Genomic DNA, 17,903 nt, shown 5'->3' on the forward strand with positions numbered 1-17,903 from the left:
AGCCATGCCCCTTGGACTATACCCACCTGTTTATCTAAACTAATTGTTTCGCATCATCTGCTGTAACTGTTGTTGCAAAGCCGGATCTTGCTGAACCGCCATTAATATCTGATTAAAGCGGTCGGGTTCTAATCCCCCAGACTGTAAAACTTCTTGCTGTTCTGAAACAGTTTCCTCTTCGATAGACTGGATCTGGGGGACTACTTGGTTAAAAGACTGTTCTTCCTCTGGAGTAGCTGGAGAAGAAGATGTCGCCCCAGGTTCCTGTGCTTGGGAAAGTTCTTGGAATCGCTCTACAGTCAAACCTGATTGCTCAATAACTTGTATAGACCTTTGTTGAGCTGTTTGACCAATTTGTTGTAAAGTTGGCAGAACGCTGGCAAACTGTTGTAGTTCTTCAGGACTGACAGTAGTTTGTTCTGGTGATGCTGGCAATTGTGCTGGGGGGGTTTGTGGTCTTGCTTCTGGAGCTTGTGCTAGAGCAGAAGGATTAGCTGCAAGTAATAAAACTAATACAGAGCTACCTTTCAAAAATTGCTTTAACATAGAGACTTCCTCCGGAGAAATTACGCAATGAAAATTCTGGAATTACTATTTCCAGATGCCTTGAGGAATTGATGTCATACCAAATACAAGGTATTAATGATCTATTAATATCTGCAAATACATCATCAACATCATTTCCGGCCTAGCTTAATACAACTTGATCGATTTGTGCAACATGACTAGGAAAGGTCTTTCTAGAGGAATATGTAATATAGCAACCGCCAAGGAGGTTAGAACATAAACGGATAATAAAAGTTAGACACTTCTGGCTTTTACACTACTCCCTACTCCCCACTCCCTACTCCCCAGCTATATGACCAAAAATTTTCCTAAAAAAAAGCCCCCATCCGGAGGCTGATTTAGTTATTAACTCTACAGGAATAACTCAGAATTAATATTCACAGTAAGTAGAGTAATCCAAACAAAATAATCCAAATTACGTCAACAAAGTGCCAATAGAGTTCGGCAGCTTCAATACCAAAATGCTTTTCATTACTATAATGACCGGGAACGCGCGATCGCCACAACACGGCCACAATAGCTAAGACTCCGATAGTAACATGAAGTCCGTGGAAGCCAGTTAACACATAAAATGCACTAGCAAACAAATTGGTAGTTAGACCAAATTCCAGGTGAGCATATTCATAAACCTGACCCACTAAGAAAGTAGCACCCATTAAGGCTGTAATTGTCAACCAAATCTGCATACCCTTGGTATCATTCTTTTTGATAGCAGTATCAGCATTATGCATGACAAAACTACTAGAAATCAGATTGATAGTATTAACTCCGGGTAGCAATAGTTCTAATTCTGGTGTACCTTCTGGAGGCCAGACAGGTAGGGTAGAGCGGAAAGCTAAGTAAGCTCCGAACATCCCCAAAAAAATCATTCCTTCAGCAATCAGAAATACCACCAACCCAAACATACGCAAGTCTGGATGTTCTTCGTGATGACCATCTGCTGTTGCAGCATGATGATTCAGTTCAGTTTTCGCTGGGTCAATTATTTGACTTTGCATGAATCTTTAAAAATGTAAAGTTTGGGGTTTGGGGAGTGGGGAGTAGGGAGTAGGGAGTAGGGAGTAGGGAGTAGGGAGTAGGGATTGAGTGGGGATTGGGAAGTAACAATCTTTACCCCTGCACCCCGCACCCTGCCCCCTGCCTCTTCTTAAACACCAGACTCAATAGTGGGATATGGTTCACCAGGTTCGATATTTAACACCTCCTGAATATCCACTTCTTTCTTACTTACGCCATAGTCATAAGGGCCAGTAGCCAAAACTGGGAGTTGAGCAAAATTCTCAATGGCTGGTGGTGAACTAGTCATCCATTCCAGTGTGAGTCCCCGCCAAGGATTATCACCAGCTTTTTCGCCGTACCGCCAACTCCAAACAGCATTGATGATAAAGGGTAATGTGGAAATCGCCAGAATATATGATCCGTAGGTGCAAATTTCATTCAATGAGGTAAATTTGGGGTCATATTGGGCAATACGGCGGTTCATCCCCATCAGTCCTAGCTTGTGCATGGGTAAGAAGGTCATATTCAAACCCACAATGGTTAACACAGCGTGAACTTTGCCCCAAAATTCGTTCATCATCCGTCCGGTCATTTTGGGGAACCAGTGGTAAATGGCGGCAAAAATCCCTAAAACGCTACCACCAAAGAGGACGTAGTGCAGGTGTGCCACTACGAAATATGTATCATGAACGTGAATATCAAAGGGAACGGCGGCTAACATGACACCACTGATCCCGCCAATTACGAAGGTACTTAAAAAGCCCATCGCAAAAATCATCGGACTATTGAGGCTGATTTTGCCACCCCAGATAGTTGCTAACCAACCAAAAATTTTAATTCCTGTGGGTACAGCAATGATCATGGTGGTGATCATAAAAAACATTCTTAACCAACCGGGGACACCACTGGTAAACATATGGTGCGCCCAAACGATTAGCCCTAAGAAACTGATAGCTAAGGATGAATAGGCGATCGCCTTATAGCCAAAAATCGGCTTACGGGAGTGAATCGGCAAAATCTCTGAAATTGCCCCAAAGAAAGGCAAAATCATGATATAAACCGCCGGATGGGAATAAAACCAGAACATATGCTGGTAAACCACCGGATCACCCCCACCAGTGGGATTAAAAAATGTTGTCCCTGCTAACAAGTCAAAGCCCAGGAAAATCAGCGCCCCTGCTAACACTGGTGTAGATATCAGTACCAGAGCCGAAGTTGCCAACATCGACCAGCAAAACAACGGCATTTGATGAACTCCCATACTGGGAACCCGCATCTTGAGAATAGTAACTAGAAAGTTAATCGCTCCCAAAATCGACGACGTACCCAACAACAGGACACTCATAATCCAAATTCCCTCACCCACTTGACCTGTTACCAAACTCAAAGGAGGGTAGGAAGTCCAACCAGCATCAGGTGCATCACCCAGGGCTAAACTAGCGATGAGTAAAATACCCGCTGGGGGAATCATCCAAAATGCTACAGCATTCAAGCGCGGAAATGCCATATCTCTCGCCCCAATCATCAGGGGAATCAGATAGTTGGCAAATCCTGCCCCGGCTGGCACAATCCACAAAAAAATCATGATTGTGGCGTGGAGTGTGAATAGACTATTATAAATTTCTGAAGTGACAAAATCTACTTCTGGGGTACGTAGTTCTGTCCGCACCAAGTCAGCCATCACGCCGCCAATACAGTAAAAAACAAAGGAAGTAACGAGATATTGAATCCCAATCACCTTATGGTCTGTGCTGAAACCAAAAAAGTCTCGCCAATGTCTTTCCTGTGTTTCTTCTATATGAGTCGGGTTAGGGGCAGTTTTTTCTAACTGAGTTTGTGTCATAGGAATTAGTTATCAGTTATCAGTCTGTTCACTGATGATGATGAGCAGTGTGGACTTGATTGATTATTTCTGGCTGTATTCCCATGTCCTTGGTGTAAGGATTCAGAAATTCATCTGGGGATAAATCCCTGGGATTAACAGCAACAGCTTGATTTAAAGTTTCGCTGCTAGCAACTAATTGTTCTTGCATCCAAGCATCATAAGCTTCTTGACTTTCTACTACTACTTGGCTTTTCATCGCACCGTGGTAAGGGCCACAAAGTTCAGCACAAATCAGGTCGTAACTACCAACTAATCTGGGAGTAAACCGAATCTCGCTTTGTCTACCGGGGATAGCATCTTGTTTCAAGCGGAACTCTGGAACCCAGAAAGCATGGATGACATCATTGGCTGTCATGTTAATTTGCACTTCCCGATCAACTGGAACGTGTAACTCACCGGTAGTGATCCCTGTATCAGGATAAGTGAAAAGCCACGCGTATTGTAGACCAGTTACATTAACTCGTAATTCTGCTGGTAAACCTGCTCTTTCGGGACTACGCCCAATTCCCGGAGCGGGATCGCTTAAAGTAGAGGCGATTGCGGTTCCCGCACGCTGCGCGATCGCAGTTCCTGGCATTGTCATGGATTCCTGAGTCATCGGGGCTTCATGGACTGAATGAGGATCAAAGCCGCCGATGTCGTTGTACACTTCAAAACTATAAACAGAAATACCGAGAACGATAATAGCTGGGATCGCTGTCCAGAGAATTTCTAGAGGGACATTACCCTCAATTGGTGGCCCGTCGTCGTTGTCACCTGCTCGCCGACGATATTTAATTGCGGAGTAAATCAAAATACCTTCGACAAGTAAGAATATACCTGTGGAAACGATCATCATCGTGTTAAACAGACCATCCACTAGAACTGCTTCGTCTGTGGCGGCTACTGGCAACAGACCATGATTTTGACCGTACCAAAGGCTTAATAGCGTTAGGACGACACCAATTATTAATGTCCAGATGGAACTTGGAATGTTCACGGTTTACTTAAATGAATTTACTACGTTATCTCTATGCTACCCACTTACTAAGGTAGTACAGGTCAGAAAATATGGAATCTCATGGTTTTAAGATTTTATTAATTTTTGCAGTTAATTTACCAATTCTGGGTACAAGAGATTTATTCGATACTGCCAAGATGTAGATATAAATCAGTGAAAAAATTTAACTTTTGCGGCGGAAGTTCCTACCCTCAGTGAAACGGGGTCGGGATGGATAGCATGGAAATTCAGAGTTACATCCTTGAGAGATGTCCGAGTAATTTCCAAATACTTTGAGATTATTTTATCATTAATTATAGATTGTGATAAAATACATAGACTAAGGAGGTGATATTGAGTGCTACACACAGCAGTCCTTGTGCGTTTGTATCCAACAAAAGAACAACAAACACTACTAGCTCAGGCATTTGGTTGTTCTCGCTGGTGGTGGAATTACGCTTTGAATAAGTCTATTGAGACTTACATAGAAACAGGCAAAGGACTTGGACGTTCAGCACTCAACGCTTTACTTCCTGATCTCAAAAAAGCAGAAGATACTTGTTGGTTAGCTGAATGTTATAGCCAAATTTTACAGGCAACAACACTTAACTTAACCACTGCATATAAAAACTTTTTTGACAAACGTGCAGGATTTCCTAAGTTCAAATCTAAACATGGTAAACAGTCAATTCAATATCCTCAAAACGTCAAGATTGAGAATGGTAATGTAAAACTACCAGGTAGTATTGGGATAGTCAAAGCCAAAATACATAGACCAATTGAGGGGAAGATAAAGACTGTCACTGTTAGCAAAACCCCGTCTGGTAAATATCTTGCATCTATCCTGACGGAAGTACACGGGAATAATCCTACTCCAACAGAAGGAAAGATTTATGGTATTGACTTAGGATTGAAACACTTTGCTGTTGTAACTGACGGTGAAAAGGTTTCCAAGTATGACAATCCTAAACATATTGCCCAGCACGAGAAAAACCTCAAACGGAAGCAGAAGAAATTAGCGCGTAAACAAAAGGGGAGTAATTCTAGAAATAAATATCGTCAAGTTGTTGCCAAAGTGTACGAACGGGTTAGTAACTCCAGGCAAGATTTTCTACATAAACTTAGTTACAAGTTAGTCAGCGATAGCCAAGCTGTCATAGTAGAGAATCTTCATGTCAAGGGCATGGTACGTAATCACAATTTGGCAAAAGCAATATCTGATTGTGGATGGGGAACGTTCACTAACTTTTTAGCCTACAAGTTAGAACGCAAAGGCGGAAAGTTGGTTGAGGTTGATAGATGGTTCCCCAGTTCCAAACTTTGTTCTAATTGTTTCTATCAAGTGAGTGAGATGCCTCTAGATGTGAGGGAGTGGACTTGCCCTCACTGCGGTACTTATCATGACCGTGATAGCAACGCTGCAATCAATATTAGAGCAGAGGGTATCAGAATGCTCAAGGCGGAAGGTGCAGCCGTCTCTGCTGTAGGAGGGGAGGTAAGACCAAAGATGGGGCGAAAGTCTCATTTGCGGCACTCCCCTGTGAGTACAGAAGCCCAAACCTCAGCTTAAGCGGGTTTGAGTAGTTCACAAAATACCTAAAGCTCTGGCTAAAACTAGTTAGAGTGATCCAAAGTATAAGTGCAAGATAAGTGCAAGCTAATCTTTTTAACTGTGGCTCATACGTTAGGGTGTAAATGGGTCAGTACTAAAAATTGAAAATTTTAAGAGAGCCACCAAAAAGAGCGGGCGGAAGGTATTCTTGATGAATGAATTTGTCCTAGAACAACAAAATGAAGCGGCAGCCGAGCAGCGAAAGCCCAAGGAAGTGATTCGTCGCTTGGTGTGGAAAATGTGCATAGCCACCTTGATTTTGATGGCCATAGGCAGTGCCACCCGTGTGATGAATGCTGGGCTTGCTTGCCCTGACTGGCCATTGTGCTATGGGGAACTAGTGCCAGCAAAACAAATGAATCTTCAAGTTTTCTTGGAGTGGTTTCACCGATTGGATGCGGGATTAATTGGTTTAAGTGCGATCGCCTTGGCTGGTTTATCCTGGTGGTATCGGCGTGTTTTACCTAGTTGGCTACCCTGGGCATCAACATTTGCCCTGTTTTTAATTGTCTTCCAAGGTATTTTGGGAGGACTTACCGTTACTCAACTGCTGCGGTTTGATATTGTCACCGCCCATTTGGGAACGGCGCTATTGTTTTTCACTACCCTACTGATTGTCGGTTTAGCCCTCACTCCCTATCAAGGAACTGGTACTGTGGGTAAGTTGCCTTGGTTGGGTTTAAGTGCCGTAATTTTGGTGTATTTGCAAAGTATATTAGGCGCTTTGGTGGGATCTCGCTGGGCATTACACCAATGCTTTGGCGATTCTCAGTTGTGTAATGTGATGTATAGCCATATTTTTGGCTTAGTACCGCCAACTGTGACTACTTTAGCTGTGGTCTTGATCTCCTGGCGAACACCGGCACTTCATCCAGCCTTGCGACGACTGGCAAATCTGGCTGGTGGGTTGTTGATGTTACAAATTCTTTTGGGAGTAGCCACTTTCCGCTTACATCTCCAAGTTGAGCTGCTGACAGTTTCTCACCAAACCGTTGGGGCTGTTTTGCTGGGTAGTTTAGTGGCTTTCACAGTTCTAGCACTGCGTGACTGGGCTATGAGCCGTGAAATCAACGCTTATGCTGTTAGTTCTACCTCAAGTGTTACGAGTACACCAGCACAGGGATCAAATGCCTAAATGAACTCAACTTCGTTTTCTGATTTCTGTAATTAATCATGACTAATGGCGATCGCTATTAGCCATTAATTATTTGGTGAGCCAAGGAATTTGAGATCACATCTAGAAACTCTAACAACTAGAAGTGGTAAAACCATAAAAACTAAAACTGCTTGCACTCCCAATCACAGTCTGAGCTAGGGAAAATGGGGGAGTAGGGAAAAATCATTCCCCATCCTCCTCATCTTCTTCATCTTCCCTGAGCCGCAGTAAATATTTTTAATGTCACCTCAGTACGAGCGGGGACTGCATCAAAGTTGTTGAAAAATAAGGAACAAGAGCCAACATGATTGAGACTAATGTCTCTCGCCACCACCAAACATTTCTGCAAGTTATCCACAGCTACTACCAACTGACAAAGCCTCGGATTATCCCGTTGCTGTTGATTACTACGGCTGGAAGTATGTGGATTGCTGCTGAAGGACAAGTAGATCCATTGTTGCTGCTGGTTACTCTGACTGGTGGGACTTTAGCTGCTGCTAGCGCCCAGACAATTAACTGTGTCTATGATCGGGATATTGATTATGATATGGAACGGACGCGCCATCGTCCTCTCCCTTCTGGTAAGGTGCAGCCTCGTGATGCGCTGATTTTTGCGATCGCCCTGGCTATTATGTCTTTCACGCTACTAGCAGTATTCGCAAATTTACTGGCTGCTTGCCTGTCCTTCTCCGGCATTGTGTTTTATATTTTGATCTACACTCACTGGCTGAAACGCCACAGCACCCAAAATATTGTCATTGGTGGGGCAGCTGGCGCGATTCCGGCGTTAGTGGGTTGGGCGGCTGTTACGGGTACTTTAAGCTGGGCTGCATGGTTAATTTTTGCCATAGTTTTTCTCTGGACACCTCCCCATTTCTGGGCGTTAGCGCTGATGATTCGAGATGACTATGCAAAAGTTGGTATCCCGATGTTACCTGTAATTGAGGGTAATATGGTAACTGTTCAACAGATTTGGTACTACACACTTACCACAGTTGCAGCCACGCTGTTACTAGTTTATCCCTTGCACGCCAGTGGATTTATCTATGGTGCGATCGCTATCTGTCTAGGAGGATTATTTATCCGCAAATCTTGGCGTTTGTTACAAAATCCCGACGAGCGTACTGTAGCTAGAGAGTTGTTTCTTTATTCCATCTCTTACATGATGCTGTTGTGTTTAGGTATGGTGATCGATAGTCTCCCAATTACCCACAGTCTCATGAGTATGGTAATTAGCAAGTTGCATTTCATCAGCTAATTAGTGGCGTATAATCAAAGATTTCCCATAGATTCCCCAAAGTGGTAGGGTGGGTTGGCGACAACGTAACCCACCATTATTTATTTTTATGGGATAGGGAGGGAATATGCCGACCACAACCACAAAATTAACCCAGTTCCCAATACACAAATAATTCCCGCAGCCCCAGCTAGGGGTTTTTTATTCTTACCAGTCCACCATTCCCCAGCTTTACCAGTATAGGTGATTAGTTGTGCTGTATCTACAGTGGCGATCGCCCAAACCAACGCTGCGTGTAATCCCCAAGCCATACCCAAACCACCACCATCAGCAATCCTCGCCACAACCAACATCATCCCCATCAGCCACAATCCAGGGATTTGCGGTTTAGTTTCCTTTTGCTCCCACACTAAATGCAGTAGGGCAAAAATTACACTAGAAATTGCCCCAGCTACCCATACTGAGTAGTCACGCTGTAATTCAGTTAACAAAAAACCCCGAAAAACTAACTCTTCTATTCCCCCAACTAATAACGCTATCAACAAAATAGATGGCAACATGGATGGGATCAACTTAATATTTGATTTTTCTAAATAACACCACCCCAGCCACAATTGACCAGTAAACATAATTGCTAGGCTGATTACTCCCAAACCAAAACCTAAAGCCAGGGAACCTAGTAACGAAGCATTCACCACCAATCCGTAATCTGCAAAAGATTTATGGGATAGCCAAATAAAGCCCCAGAGAACTAGGGGAGCTAATAAGTAAAGTGGCACTAATAAGGGTAGTTTTTGTTCTGGCTGTAAAGATTGAGGAGGTCGCCAATTAATTGTCATGGCTATAACTGTGGCTATTGGTAACCAACATCCTATCCAAGTAATAAAAAATGTTATCACTACAACCAGCACTGAAGCATCTTGAATAAATGCTCGGAGAGTATTGACTATGTTTATCAAAATAGACACAAAAAAACACGATAGACTGCTTGCTTATTTATCAAGACTCTACTAAAGTCTGTGACTTCTGCAAGGGGTCTAATCGTATTTTTACAATCTTACAAAATTTTAGCCAATATAATTAGCAGTTAGCTGTAGTACCAGGAATTAGTTATCAAGCCTTCACCTTTAACTTATTCATACCATCAGCAAACTTACTCTTACTCATCCAAATCTTCATCTGACTCTGAAGAGTCAATATCTTCTGAGGTGGCTTTTTTATCAGTTTCACCCAGTTGAATCAAGTGAATATGCTTATATCCCAGTCTAATTTCAAACTCATCTCCCGGCTTTAAGTTCATCGCCTTAGTGTAAGTAGCACCAATGACAATTTGACCGTTTTGATGAACACTAACACGATATGTCGGTTCTCGACCACGACCATCTTTGGGTGCTTCTGGACTTAGGGGAATACCTCTAGCCGATAGCAAAGCATCATAAAAATCTGTGAGATTGACGCGGACTTGATTATTCTTAGTAACGGTGTAATATCCGCACTGCTTGGCTCTTTCTCGGCGGGGTAAATTAGATAGTTCTTTTACCTTAGCAAGCAATGCTTTTCCAGTTAACGGTGCGGTTGCAGTTTCAGTCATTACGCTCAAATTTTCCTTACTCTCTCCAAACTGATAAACGAAATTGTCTCATGCCAGTATTTGACTACCATGACTCTAGGGTGAAGAATAAATTCCTCTTTATAGGTTGAGCTACCAGCGCCTATATTATGATCACCCACAACATCTTAGAGGTCATGGTGGTCACAAACATTAATTTCGGTGATTTTACGTCACTTTTTACGATGATTCTCCATCGGAAATTAATTGATTTTCTCTTTTGGCGCTACTGTAGCGGTGTAATTTTCAGCCTCCTTCACAATAGCTGGGAGTGCTACTACAAATAAGTCGTAGACCCAATAAATTGCAGGCTTTCAACTTTCAGTGCTGGTCTTTATTGCCGTTGAGTTGTTGGGTTTTCCCTACTCTGACTCTCTAGCTGAGGACAGCATAGTATTTGAATAGGCTTTTAGGGACATACACCTTTGTCCTGCCTGTAGAGACTTGATTTTTTTGGTCTCTGCATTATGAATTTACAAATCAGCATTAGCCGTGTTGATACAGCTATTAGGACTGGATTTGTTACTTCATAATTTTATATTAAATACTAGCATGAACTAATAATAGCAAAATAATTGTTTAGTTTTAAAATTAAATTGGTGAGAGACTTTAATTTCAAAATCTAACCTTGGGGAGGCAAAAAGGGCTGAAGATTTTTCTGCAACTTTCTTACCATAGTGATTATTGCACCATAGCTTTTATAAAAATTAATCTAAATTGAGAGGAGCCGTTTTGACCGGTCAGTTAAATGCCAGATTTCCTTGATTTGCTAGAGACAAAACTAACAGAGGATATCTTACTGGTTTATGCTCACAAGACAAAAAGCGGACAGTCATTATATAGGTCTGTCTTGGGGAAGAATAAATTTTCCCACATTTGCCAAATGCTTGATGATCAGCAGATGATTATCCACTGGTTTAGGTGTTCCATTTATGCAAAAAACTCCTATTTTCAACTATAAGCAGGAATTTTGCAACCAATACCTTTCATGGGTCTTGATCAAGATATAGTAATGTGATTAATTGATTTGCTTAGGTCAGGAGTAAGGAGTGATCAAAAACTTTATTATCTTACACCAAGATTTTCACCCCATCATCGCCCTGGCTAACCCAACAGACATCAAATAGGGTTCCTATATAGTAATCCGCTTTGATTTTTCAACTTACTTAGGTAGGTTGGGAGTAGGGAGTGGGGAGTAGGGAGTGGGAAACAGTTTTTTCAGTTTTAAGCCCAAAGCGCAGGGGATACCAACAGAAATAAAATAGGATTCTTACATATTTAGGACTTACGCAAAAATTCTGCCAAATTCCTATTCCTCTGTGTTCTCTGCGTCCTCTATGGTTCGATATTCCGTGACTCGTGCGTAAGTCCTGACATTGATAATCTTGACTGCATTTAAGTGGGATATGTTGACTATGTAGGAAATTAGCCTGTGTCTTTTTTCTGAAGAATCTACTGGGGATGGTCATGTTCCCGCCACGATTATTTTTTCTGAAGAATCTACTGGGGATGGTCATGTTCCCGCCACGATTACTTGTTGGAGTTGGGCTTTGAAACTGGACAAGAATCTCTGTTGTCCAAGTTCTGCAAATTAATTTTTAATGGTTATGCTTAAACTAGAATCAGTTTCGCTTTGATGATCAGCCTATTAACACTGAGTTGGGAATAAAGGGCAAAAAGAGTATAACTCAATTTGTGCAAGGAACAGCCTTTACTCAAGATTTTTGGGGCTGAGGAGTAATTTTAAGATTTTGGTTAGTGGTAATGGAAGTTCGATTTAAAATCATTCGGCAGCAACAAAATTCTTCTCCTGTTGTACAAACTTACCTGTTAGAGGTGGATTCTGGCAATACAATCTTAGATTGTCTGAATCAAATTAAGTGGGAACAAGATGGAACCTTGGCTTTTCGCAAAAATTGTCGCAATACCATTTGTGGTAGCTGTGCTATGCGAATTAATGGCCGTTCTGCTTTAGCTTGTAAGGAAAATGTTGCTAGTGAATTGGCGAAATTAGGACAAATTCCAGCAGGGGAGAATCATGATCACAGTATTCGGGAAATTACCATAGCTCCTTTGGGTAATATGCCGGTGATTAAGGATTTGGTTGTGGAAATGAGGAGTTTTTGGAATCATTTAGATGCAGTAACTCCCTATGTCAGTACAGCAGCGCGACAAGTTCCCGAAAGGGAATTTTTGCAAACTCCACTGGAGCGATCGCGTCTGGATCAGACTGGTAATTGTATTTTATGTGGTGCTTGTTACTCTGAATGTAATGCTCGTGAAGTAAATCCCGATTTTGTTGGTCCCCATGCTTTGGCTAAAGCTTATCGCATGGTGGCGGATTCTCGTGATACTGACACGGAAAATCGCTTAGAAAGTTATAACCAAGGAACTGAAGGAGTTTGGGGTTGTACTCGTTGTTTATACTGTGATTCAGTTTGTCCGATGGAAGTAGCACCATTAGAGCAAATCACTAAAATTAAACAGGAAATTCTCCAACGGAAAAAAGCCGAAGACAGTCGTTCAATTCGCCATCGTAAAGTATTAGTAGATTTGGTGAAAGCCGGTGGTTGGATCGATGAACGTCAATTTGGTATCCAAGTTGTTGGTAATTACTTTCAGGACTTAAAGGGATTACTCAGCCTTGCGCCTCTGGGTTTAAGAATGCTGATTCGGGGTAAGTTCCCACTTGCTTTTGAACCTTCCCAAGGTACTCAACAGGTGCGATCGCTGATCGAATCTGTTCAGCAAGAAATAGGGAGTGGGGGAGAATAAATCAGAGTCATAGCCTTCCACCTCTAACGTGGCTCTTGAGATATATTCAACCTTTGTCCCGATTGTTCATAAACTAAAATATCCCATTGTCCATTGTTACTATACTCAAAGGAAATCCTCCGACCATCACCGCTAATAGTAGGGTTACGCACTTCTGCTTGCAAATCATTGGTTAAATTTCTCGATTGTCTAGTTTCTCTGTCATAGAGATAAATTGTAGATCGCCCTTGACGACTCGCAGCAAAAACAATGTAGCGACCATTTTCAGCCACGCTAGGATGAGAGGCGATGGTATCTAAGGAATTTAAACCAGGTAAATCTACTAAGGATCGAGTTAGGGTATCAAACATATAGACATCTTGACTACCTCGGCGATCGCTTGTAAATACAATATATCTACCAGCAATTTTAGGATTTAGTTCTGAAGCAGGACTATTCAGACCCCGGCCACCAGGATCAAAGGGATAATTTACTAAACGAGGATAACCCACACAGCCACTCAATAAACCCAAGATACCCACAAATATAGATATAAAAATAGTTTGATGCGTCATTAGTCAATAGTCAAAACTAATACTATTTCTTAGATTAGTTTACACTTGCACCACTGGGAATATCTAACTCAATATTCGGGCCTCGGTCTAAAACTTCAATATCCCACTGACCACGGCTAGCAGTTTCAAACACAATATAACGTCCATCTAGACTAATATCAGGATTTCTCAACCACCCGCGATAATTGGGAGTAATCACTTGTGACTGTTGCGTAGCGCGATCGTAAAGTGCCACCACAGGCCTGCCTTGATCACTAGTAAGATAAGCAATATAACGTCCCGTGTAACTTAAACTAGGACTTTCAGCAATAGTTCGGGGTCTATTTAAACCAGGAGTATTAACTAACCGTTGTTCTTGCAAATCATAAACTAAAAGTTGGTGAATACCATTCCGATTCGATGCAAAAGCTAAAAAGCGACCATTTCCACTCAATGCTGGTTGCTCTTCCGTATAGCGACTGTTAAGAGAAGTAGTCCGCAGAGGTATTTCACTCGCACCGCAAGATAACAACAAACTAGAAAAACCAAAAACTAGGCTCCAATAAATCGGTCTTTGGAGCCACAACTTAGGCGTAAGTCTTTTCACCTCAACCTTACCCAAACCTGCTAAATAATACCATCATCCAAATCACTGGAATTATCTGAGTCCTGATTGGGTTTTTCAATCGGGTTATATGGTACATAGTCAGTTGGTATAGCATCATCATCCTCACGGGGTCTCCGAGAACTTGAGTCAGCAGGTGGACGGCGCTTTCTAGTTTTAGGTGGAACATCCCGGTTAGGAGTCTCTGGACGCTGTGGTCTATTAGTACCACGACGAGAAGATTTTCTTACTTCCCCTCCTGGGTTTTCCCAATCATCCACTGGCTTAGTCGAACCACTCCACTCTTCTTGGTCAAAACTGTCAGAACTGCGACTCACTCGACGGGGAGAACCAGAAGGACGCTTTCTCTCTCCCGTTTCTGGTTTTTCCCTAGTGCTACGGCGTTCTATCCGGCGTGGTGGTTGCTCCTCATAATAGTCATCACGAGGAGAGCGAGTATCCCTACTACCGCGAATGCGAGGACGTGCAGGCGGTTCTTCCTCTTCATAAGGTAGAGGTTCAAAATCATCCTCAACCTCAGCCTCATATCCTCTGCGGTTGTAAGAATAATTTCTGCTGACTTCTCGCTCATCATCCACAATGGGAGTGTTACGTTTAGCTTGTTGGGTAGCAATACCTCGTAAACGAATACTTTCAACCGCAAAAAATACAGTTGAACCCACTAACAGCAACTGCCCAAACTGCAAAATTGGGTCTAAACGCCATCCTTGGAAAATGAGAATAAAGCCACAGAGCAAGCCCACAGCAGCAAAAAATATATCTTGATCTCGTGACAGTTCTGGACGCACAGTGCGGAGAAAATACAGTGCAGCCCCAGACACAGCCAGGAAAATTCCTAAAACACTGGCTGAGTTCGTCCCCACATTGACTTGAGCCAGAATGCTGGCTGAATCCAGCCCAAAATTAATCATTGTTGTTTTCCAAATATCAATTCTATGTTAGCGATTAACATTCCTCATGCCCAGAGAAGCAAAGGCCTTGACAATTAAAATCACTACTCTCAATTAAGGACAATATCCATAATATATTTAAGCTTCCGATCTGCTGACCAACAGAGTTGATCAATTTGTTCGCCCCTAGCTAAAAAGCCGGTGTCTGTCAGCCAAGTATAACTTATTATCAGTGGCGGAATGGGCTGTTTTGATGACAATTCCTTTCGCCCCTTTACATTTAACTAGCATAATGATGGTTAAAAAAATGCTTACCGGACAAAACATATCAATCAAATCAGGTAAGCTCACATAACTGACAGACAATCGGTGGGAAATGAGAGTCAAAGCGACTCTCCCAGGATTATGAACGTTGTATTTTATCTTTTTGGCTAATGAAAATCAGCCCAACTGTAGTGGGGACTACTACAATCAAACCACCCCAAAGTAGACTCCAAAGAAAATTTGCTAATGAAGGTGTCATATTTCTCAACCTTTTTTTAAACACTTCATCATAATTCTAATATGCTGTCTCACAAAAAGATGCTGAGTCCTGAGACATGATCTATATACATCTGTTTAAAATTAATGAAAGAATACTTAACAAAGGTGCCATGTTGCTGGCGTTAGCCTAAATTCTTTGTCAGTTTACCAATAGTAGCTCAAACCGATGACTGGTCTTAACCTCAGTGTTTGGATTCTCAGCCCTATGCTGGGAATAATGATATTTTTGTTTATTTTCCGCATCATTCTGACGTGGTATCCACAGGTAGACCTAAATCGTTTGCCCTTTAACCTGATAGCTTGGCCTACTGAACCGTTTTTAGTGCCATTACGAAAGCTAGTGCAACCCATAGGTGGGGTAGATATTACCCCTATTATTTGGGTAGGAATTTTCAGCCTAATTCGGGAAATTCTCTTGGGTCAGCAAGGATTACTGACGATGATGAGTCGTTTAAATTAGGAATAGGGAGTAGGGAGTAGGGAGTAGGGAGTAGGGGGAAAGATTGTTACTTCCCAATACCCAATACCCAGTCCCCAACCCCCAGTCCTAAAGTTTCATCTCCTGCACAAAATTGGTGTAGACATTACCTTGTAAGAATTGTGGATTTTCCATAATCTTTTGATGAAATCCAATAGTCGTTGGTAGTCCGGTAATGGCACACTCTCGCAAGGCGCGTTTCATCCGGTTAATTGCAGTCGCGCGGTCTGGCCCCCAAACAATTAATTTACCAATGAGGGAATCATAGTAAGGGGGGATTTGATAGTCGGTGTAAACATGGGAATCAATCCGGACACCTGGACCACCAGGGGGAAGATAGCCACTAATCCGCCCTGGTGCGGGACGAAAATCATGGTCTGGGTCTTCCGCGTTAATTCGGCATTCAATCGCATGACCGCGCAAAACTACTTGGTCTTGGGTGAGTCTGAGTCTTTCTCCTTGGGCAATCCGGATTTGTTCAGCAACTAAGTCTACTCCTGTTACCATTTCTGTGACAGGATGCTCAACTTGAATCCGGGTGTTCATTTCCATAAAGTAAAACTTACCCGACCTATCCAGAAGAAACTCCACTGTGCCGGCTCCAGTAAAATTGATAAACTGAGCAGCTCGCACAGCAGCTTGTCCCATTTTTTCTCGTAATTCTGGGTCAAGTGCCGGGCTGGGAGCTTCTTCTAGGAGTTTTTGATTGCGGCGTTGAATTGAGCAGTCTCGTTCACCTAAATGAATGACGTTACCGTAATTATCTGCCAAAATTTGAAATTCAATGTGGCGGGGACGTTCAATAAATTTTTCGATATAAACGCCAGAATTACCAAAGGCGGCTCCCGCTTCCCCTTGGGCTGCTAAGAAAAGTTTGACAAATTCATGTTCTGAACGGACTAAACGCATTCCTCTACCGCCGCCCCCAGCAGTGGCTTTAATCATGACGGGATAATCCATATTCTTGGCAATTAGCAATCCTTCCTGCTCGGATTCCACTAGCCCATCACTGCCTGGTACTGTGGGTACTAAGGCTTTTTGCATGGTTTCTTTGGCTGTGGATTTATCCCCCATGAGCCTGATGGCTTCGGGAGTGGGGCCAATAAAGGCAATGTGATGGTCTGCACAGATTTCTGCAAATCTGGCGTTTTCTGCTAAAAATCCATAGCCAGGATGAATGGCACTAGCATTACGTGTGAGGGCGGCGGAAATAATGTTGGGAATATTCAAATAACTTTTAACGCTAGCAGGTTCACCAATGCAAACTGCTTCGTCGGCAAGTTGGACGTGGAGAGCATTCCGGTCAACGGTGGAGTGAACCGCAATTGTAGCGATTCCCATTTCTTCACAGGCTCGGAGAATGCGAAGGGCGATTTCTCCCCGATTAGCAATTAATATTTTGTCAAACTTCATTTTTTAGCTTCGATATCAGTACCAGTAGATAGTTATTGTCTCCCATCCCATTTGCCACAATGCTTTTGCTTTATCTCAAATTATGACAGGAGTTTTTCTCGCTGTATCCTCAGCAAAGTTGAGAGAGGATTTGGCTTCCTGTCTCTATGGGGCTTAACTAGATTAACAATATTGCATCTGTTAGTCTGGGGTTGGTTCCTTTAACTAGTTTTTTGTGAGGGTAGTTGGCATCTTATCCTGTAGAGTCACTAGATTTTTGTCCGTTATATATCCTCCTTCCTAAAATTGGTGTCTACTTCCACTTAATTTATTGGTAAGTTTTACTAAATTTAAGTATTTTCTCACTATATTTTTTGTTTGTGTGCTATGCTTTAATTTCTGGATAAATAGCGCGGATGTGGCGGAATTGGTATACGCGCACGCTTGAGGTGCGTGTGGCTTTGCCTTGCGAGTTCGAGTCTCGCCATCCGCATTTTTCAGATGAAAGGGACGTTGCGATCGCAGCGTCTTTTGAAGTTTTTAGTGATCAACTTGCTAGGGAAAGCAAAATTTTTGTGCTTTGATGTCTTCAAGCCGTCCTGAAGAGACGGGGCTTTAGACCC

16 protein-coding genes and 1 tRNA gene are annotated in these 17,903 nt (G+C 42.5%); 6 read left to right on the forward strand and 11 right to left on the reverse strand.

The annotated features are described in order from the left end of the window. Positions 1 to 39: 39 nt before the first annotated feature. The 4 genes from ACM0OP_RS07750 to ACM0OP_RS07765 all read right to left on the reverse strand — a co-directional run bounded on the left by ACM0OP_RS07750 (position 40) and on the right by ACM0OP_RS07765 (position 4,430). Positions 40 to 546: a DUF4168 domain-containing protein gene (locus tag ACM0OP_RS07750; protein ID WP_414527820.1), complete on the reverse strand. Its 507-nt coding sequence runs from the start codon at positions 544 to 546 to the stop codon at positions 40 to 42. 398 nt (positions 547 to 944) lie between these two features. Further along, complete coding sequence (locus tag ACM0OP_RS07755; RefSeq protein WP_414527821.1) at positions 945 to 1,565, reverse strand: cytochrome c oxidase subunit 3; 621 nt, start codon at positions 1,563 to 1,565, stop codon at positions 945 to 947. Positions 1,566 to 1,714: 149 nt separating this feature from the next. Then, the gene (gene ctaD, locus ACM0OP_RS07760; RefSeq protein ID WP_414527822.1) at positions 1,715 to 3,409 is read right to left on the reverse strand and encodes a cytochrome c oxidase subunit I; all 1,695 of its coding nucleotides are present in this window, start codon (positions 3,407 to 3,409) and stop codon (positions 1,715 to 1,717) included. 28 nt (positions 3,410 to 3,437) lie between these two features. Continuing rightward, positions 3,438 to 4,430 (reverse strand): cytochrome c oxidase subunit II, encoded by a 993-nt coding sequence (locus ACM0OP_RS07765; RefSeq protein WP_414527823.1) that lies wholly within the window; start codon positions 4,428 to 4,430, stop codon positions 3,438 to 3,440. Positions 4,431 to 4,788: 358 nt separating this feature from the next. Between ACM0OP_RS07765 and ACM0OP_RS07770 the strand changes: the two genes are divergently transcribed. The 3 genes from ACM0OP_RS07770 to ACM0OP_RS07780 all read left to right on the forward strand — a co-directional run bounded on the left by ACM0OP_RS07770 (position 4,789) and on the right by ACM0OP_RS07780 (position 8,456). Then, positions 4,789 to 6,000, forward strand: a complete 1,212-nt coding sequence (locus ACM0OP_RS07770; RefSeq protein WP_414527824.1) for an RNA-guided endonuclease InsQ/TnpB family protein — start codon at positions 4,789 to 4,791, stop codon at positions 5,998 to 6,000. 193 nt (positions 6,001 to 6,193) lie between these two features. Next, positions 6,194 to 7,177 carry a COX15/CtaA family protein gene (locus ACM0OP_RS07775; protein WP_414527825.1) on the forward strand — a complete coding sequence of 328 codons (984 nt, stop codon included), beginning with the start codon at positions 6,194 to 6,196 and terminating at the stop codon, positions 7,175 to 7,177. Positions 7,178 to 7,502: 325 nt separating this feature from the next. Further along, positions 7,503 to 8,456, forward strand: a complete 954-nt coding sequence (locus tag ACM0OP_RS07780; protein ID WP_414527826.1) for a heme o synthase — start codon at positions 7,503 to 7,505, stop codon at positions 8,454 to 8,456. An 86-nt stretch (positions 8,457 to 8,542) separates the two neighbouring features. On the opposite strand, the gene ACM0OP_RS07785 is transcribed toward ACM0OP_RS07780, so the two are convergent. Further along, entirely contained in the window at positions 8,543 to 9,397 is an 855-nt protein-coding gene (locus ACM0OP_RS07785) for a CPBP family intramembrane glutamic endopeptidase (RefSeq protein WP_414527852.1), read from the reverse strand. 197 nt (positions 9,398 to 9,594) lie between these two features. Beyond that, positions 9,595 to 10,026, reverse strand: a complete 432-nt coding sequence (locus ACM0OP_RS07790) for an AbrB family transcriptional regulator (RefSeq protein ID WP_414527827.1) — start codon at positions 10,024 to 10,026, stop codon at positions 9,595 to 9,597. Positions 10,027 to 11,808: 1,782 nt separating this feature from the next. Here ACM0OP_RS07790 and ACM0OP_RS07795 point away from each other — a divergent pair. After that, entirely contained in the window at positions 11,809 to 12,819 is a 1,011-nt protein-coding gene (locus ACM0OP_RS07795) for a succinate dehydrogenase/fumarate reductase iron-sulfur subunit (protein WP_414527828.1), read from the forward strand. Between the two features lie 23 nt (positions 12,820 to 12,842). Here the strand turns inward: ACM0OP_RS07795 and ACM0OP_RS07800 are convergent, their stop codons facing one another. The 4 genes from ACM0OP_RS07800 to psbX all read right to left on the reverse strand — a co-directional run bounded on the left by ACM0OP_RS07800 (position 12,843) and on the right by psbX (position 15,390). Then, positions 12,843 to 13,373 (reverse strand): TolB family protein, encoded by a 531-nt coding sequence (locus ACM0OP_RS07800; protein ID WP_414527829.1) that lies wholly within the window; start codon positions 13,371 to 13,373, stop codon positions 12,843 to 12,845. A gap of 34 nt (positions 13,374 to 13,407) precedes the next feature. Next, on the reverse strand, positions 13,408 to 13,959 hold the full coding sequence (locus ACM0OP_RS07805) for a TolB family protein (protein ID WP_414527830.1): 552 nt from the start codon (positions 13,957 to 13,959) through the stop codon (positions 13,408 to 13,410). Positions 13,960 to 13,979: 20 nt separating this feature from the next. Beyond that, positions 13,980 to 14,888 carry a Ycf66 family protein gene (locus ACM0OP_RS07810; RefSeq protein ID WP_414527831.1) on the reverse strand — a complete coding sequence of 303 codons (909 nt, stop codon included), beginning with the start codon at positions 14,886 to 14,888 and terminating at the stop codon, positions 13,980 to 13,982. 382 nt (positions 14,889 to 15,270) lie between these two features. Next, positions 15,271 to 15,390: a photosystem II reaction center X protein gene (psbX, locus tag ACM0OP_RS07815; protein ID WP_323194427.1), complete on the reverse strand. Its 120-nt coding sequence runs from the start codon at positions 15,388 to 15,390 to the stop codon at positions 15,271 to 15,273. Positions 15,391 to 15,576: 186 nt separating this feature from the next. Here psbX and ACM0OP_RS07820 point away from each other — a divergent pair, with 186 nt between their 5' ends. Beyond that, positions 15,577 to 15,870, forward strand: coding sequence for a YggT family protein (locus ACM0OP_RS07820; RefSeq protein ID WP_414527832.1), 294 nt, complete (start codon positions 15,577 to 15,579; stop codon positions 15,868 to 15,870). A gap of 87 nt (positions 15,871 to 15,957) precedes the next feature. On the opposite strand, the gene accC is transcribed toward ACM0OP_RS07820, so the two are convergent. Next, positions 15,958 to 17,301, reverse strand: coding sequence for an acetyl-CoA carboxylase biotin carboxylase subunit (accC, locus tag ACM0OP_RS07825; protein WP_414527833.1), 1,344 nt, complete (start codon positions 17,299 to 17,301; stop codon positions 15,958 to 15,960). A gap of 391 nt (positions 17,302 to 17,692) precedes the next feature. On the opposite strand from accC, the gene ACM0OP_RS07830 reads away from it, so the two are divergent. After that, a tRNA-Leu gene (locus ACM0OP_RS07830) sits at positions 17,693 to 17,773 on the forward strand. Positions 17,774 to 17,903: the final 130 nt, after the last annotated feature.

It is taken from the genome of Nodularia chucula CCY0103, assembly GCF_963923915.1.
Lineage (GTDB): Bacteria > Cyanobacteriota > Cyanobacteriia > Cyanobacteriales > Nostocaceae > Nodularia > Nodularia chucula.

Coding starts and splice junctions, on each gene's coding strand:
- ACM0OP_RS07750 (WP_414527820.1), bottom strand. CDS start 546: ATGTTAAAGCAATTTTTGAAAGGTAGCTCTGTATTAGTTTTATTACTT.
- ACM0OP_RS07755 (WP_414527821.1), bottom strand. CDS start 1,565: ATGCAAAGTCAAATAATTGACCCAGCGAAAACTGAACTGAATCATCAT.
- ctaD (WP_414527822.1), bottom strand. CDS start 3,409: ATGACACAAACTCAGTTAGAAAAAACTGCCCCTAACCCGACTCATATA.
- ACM0OP_RS07775 (WP_414527825.1), top strand. CDS start 6,194: ATGAATGAATTTGTCCTAGAACAACAAAATGAAGCGGCAGCCGAGCAG.
- ACM0OP_RS07780 (WP_414527826.1), top strand. CDS start 7,503: ATGATTGAGACTAATGTCTCTCGCCACCACCAAACATTTCTGCAAGTT.
- ACM0OP_RS07790 (WP_414527827.1), bottom strand. CDS start 10,026: ATGACTGAAACTGCAACCGCACCGTTAACTGGAAAAGCATTGCTTGCT.
- ACM0OP_RS07795 (WP_414527828.1), top strand. CDS start 11,809: ATGGAAGTTCGATTTAAAATCATTCGGCAGCAACAAAATTCTTCTCCT.
- ACM0OP_RS07800 (WP_414527829.1), bottom strand. CDS start 13,373: ATGACGCATCAAACTATTTTTATATCTATATTTGTGGGTATCTTGGGT.
- ACM0OP_RS07810 (WP_414527831.1), bottom strand. CDS start 14,888: ATGATTAATTTTGGGCTGGATTCAGCCAGCATTCTGGCTCAAGTCAAT.
- psbX (WP_323194427.1), bottom strand. CDS start 15,390: ATGACACCTTCATTAGCAAATTTTCTTTGGAGTCTACTTTGGGGTGGT.
- ACM0OP_RS07820 (WP_414527832.1), top strand. CDS start 15,577: ATGACTGGTCTTAACCTCAGTGTTTGGATTCTCAGCCCTATGCTGGGA.
- accC (WP_414527833.1), bottom strand. CDS start 17,301: ATGAAGTTTGACAAAATATTAATTGCTAATCGGGGAGAAATCGCCCTT.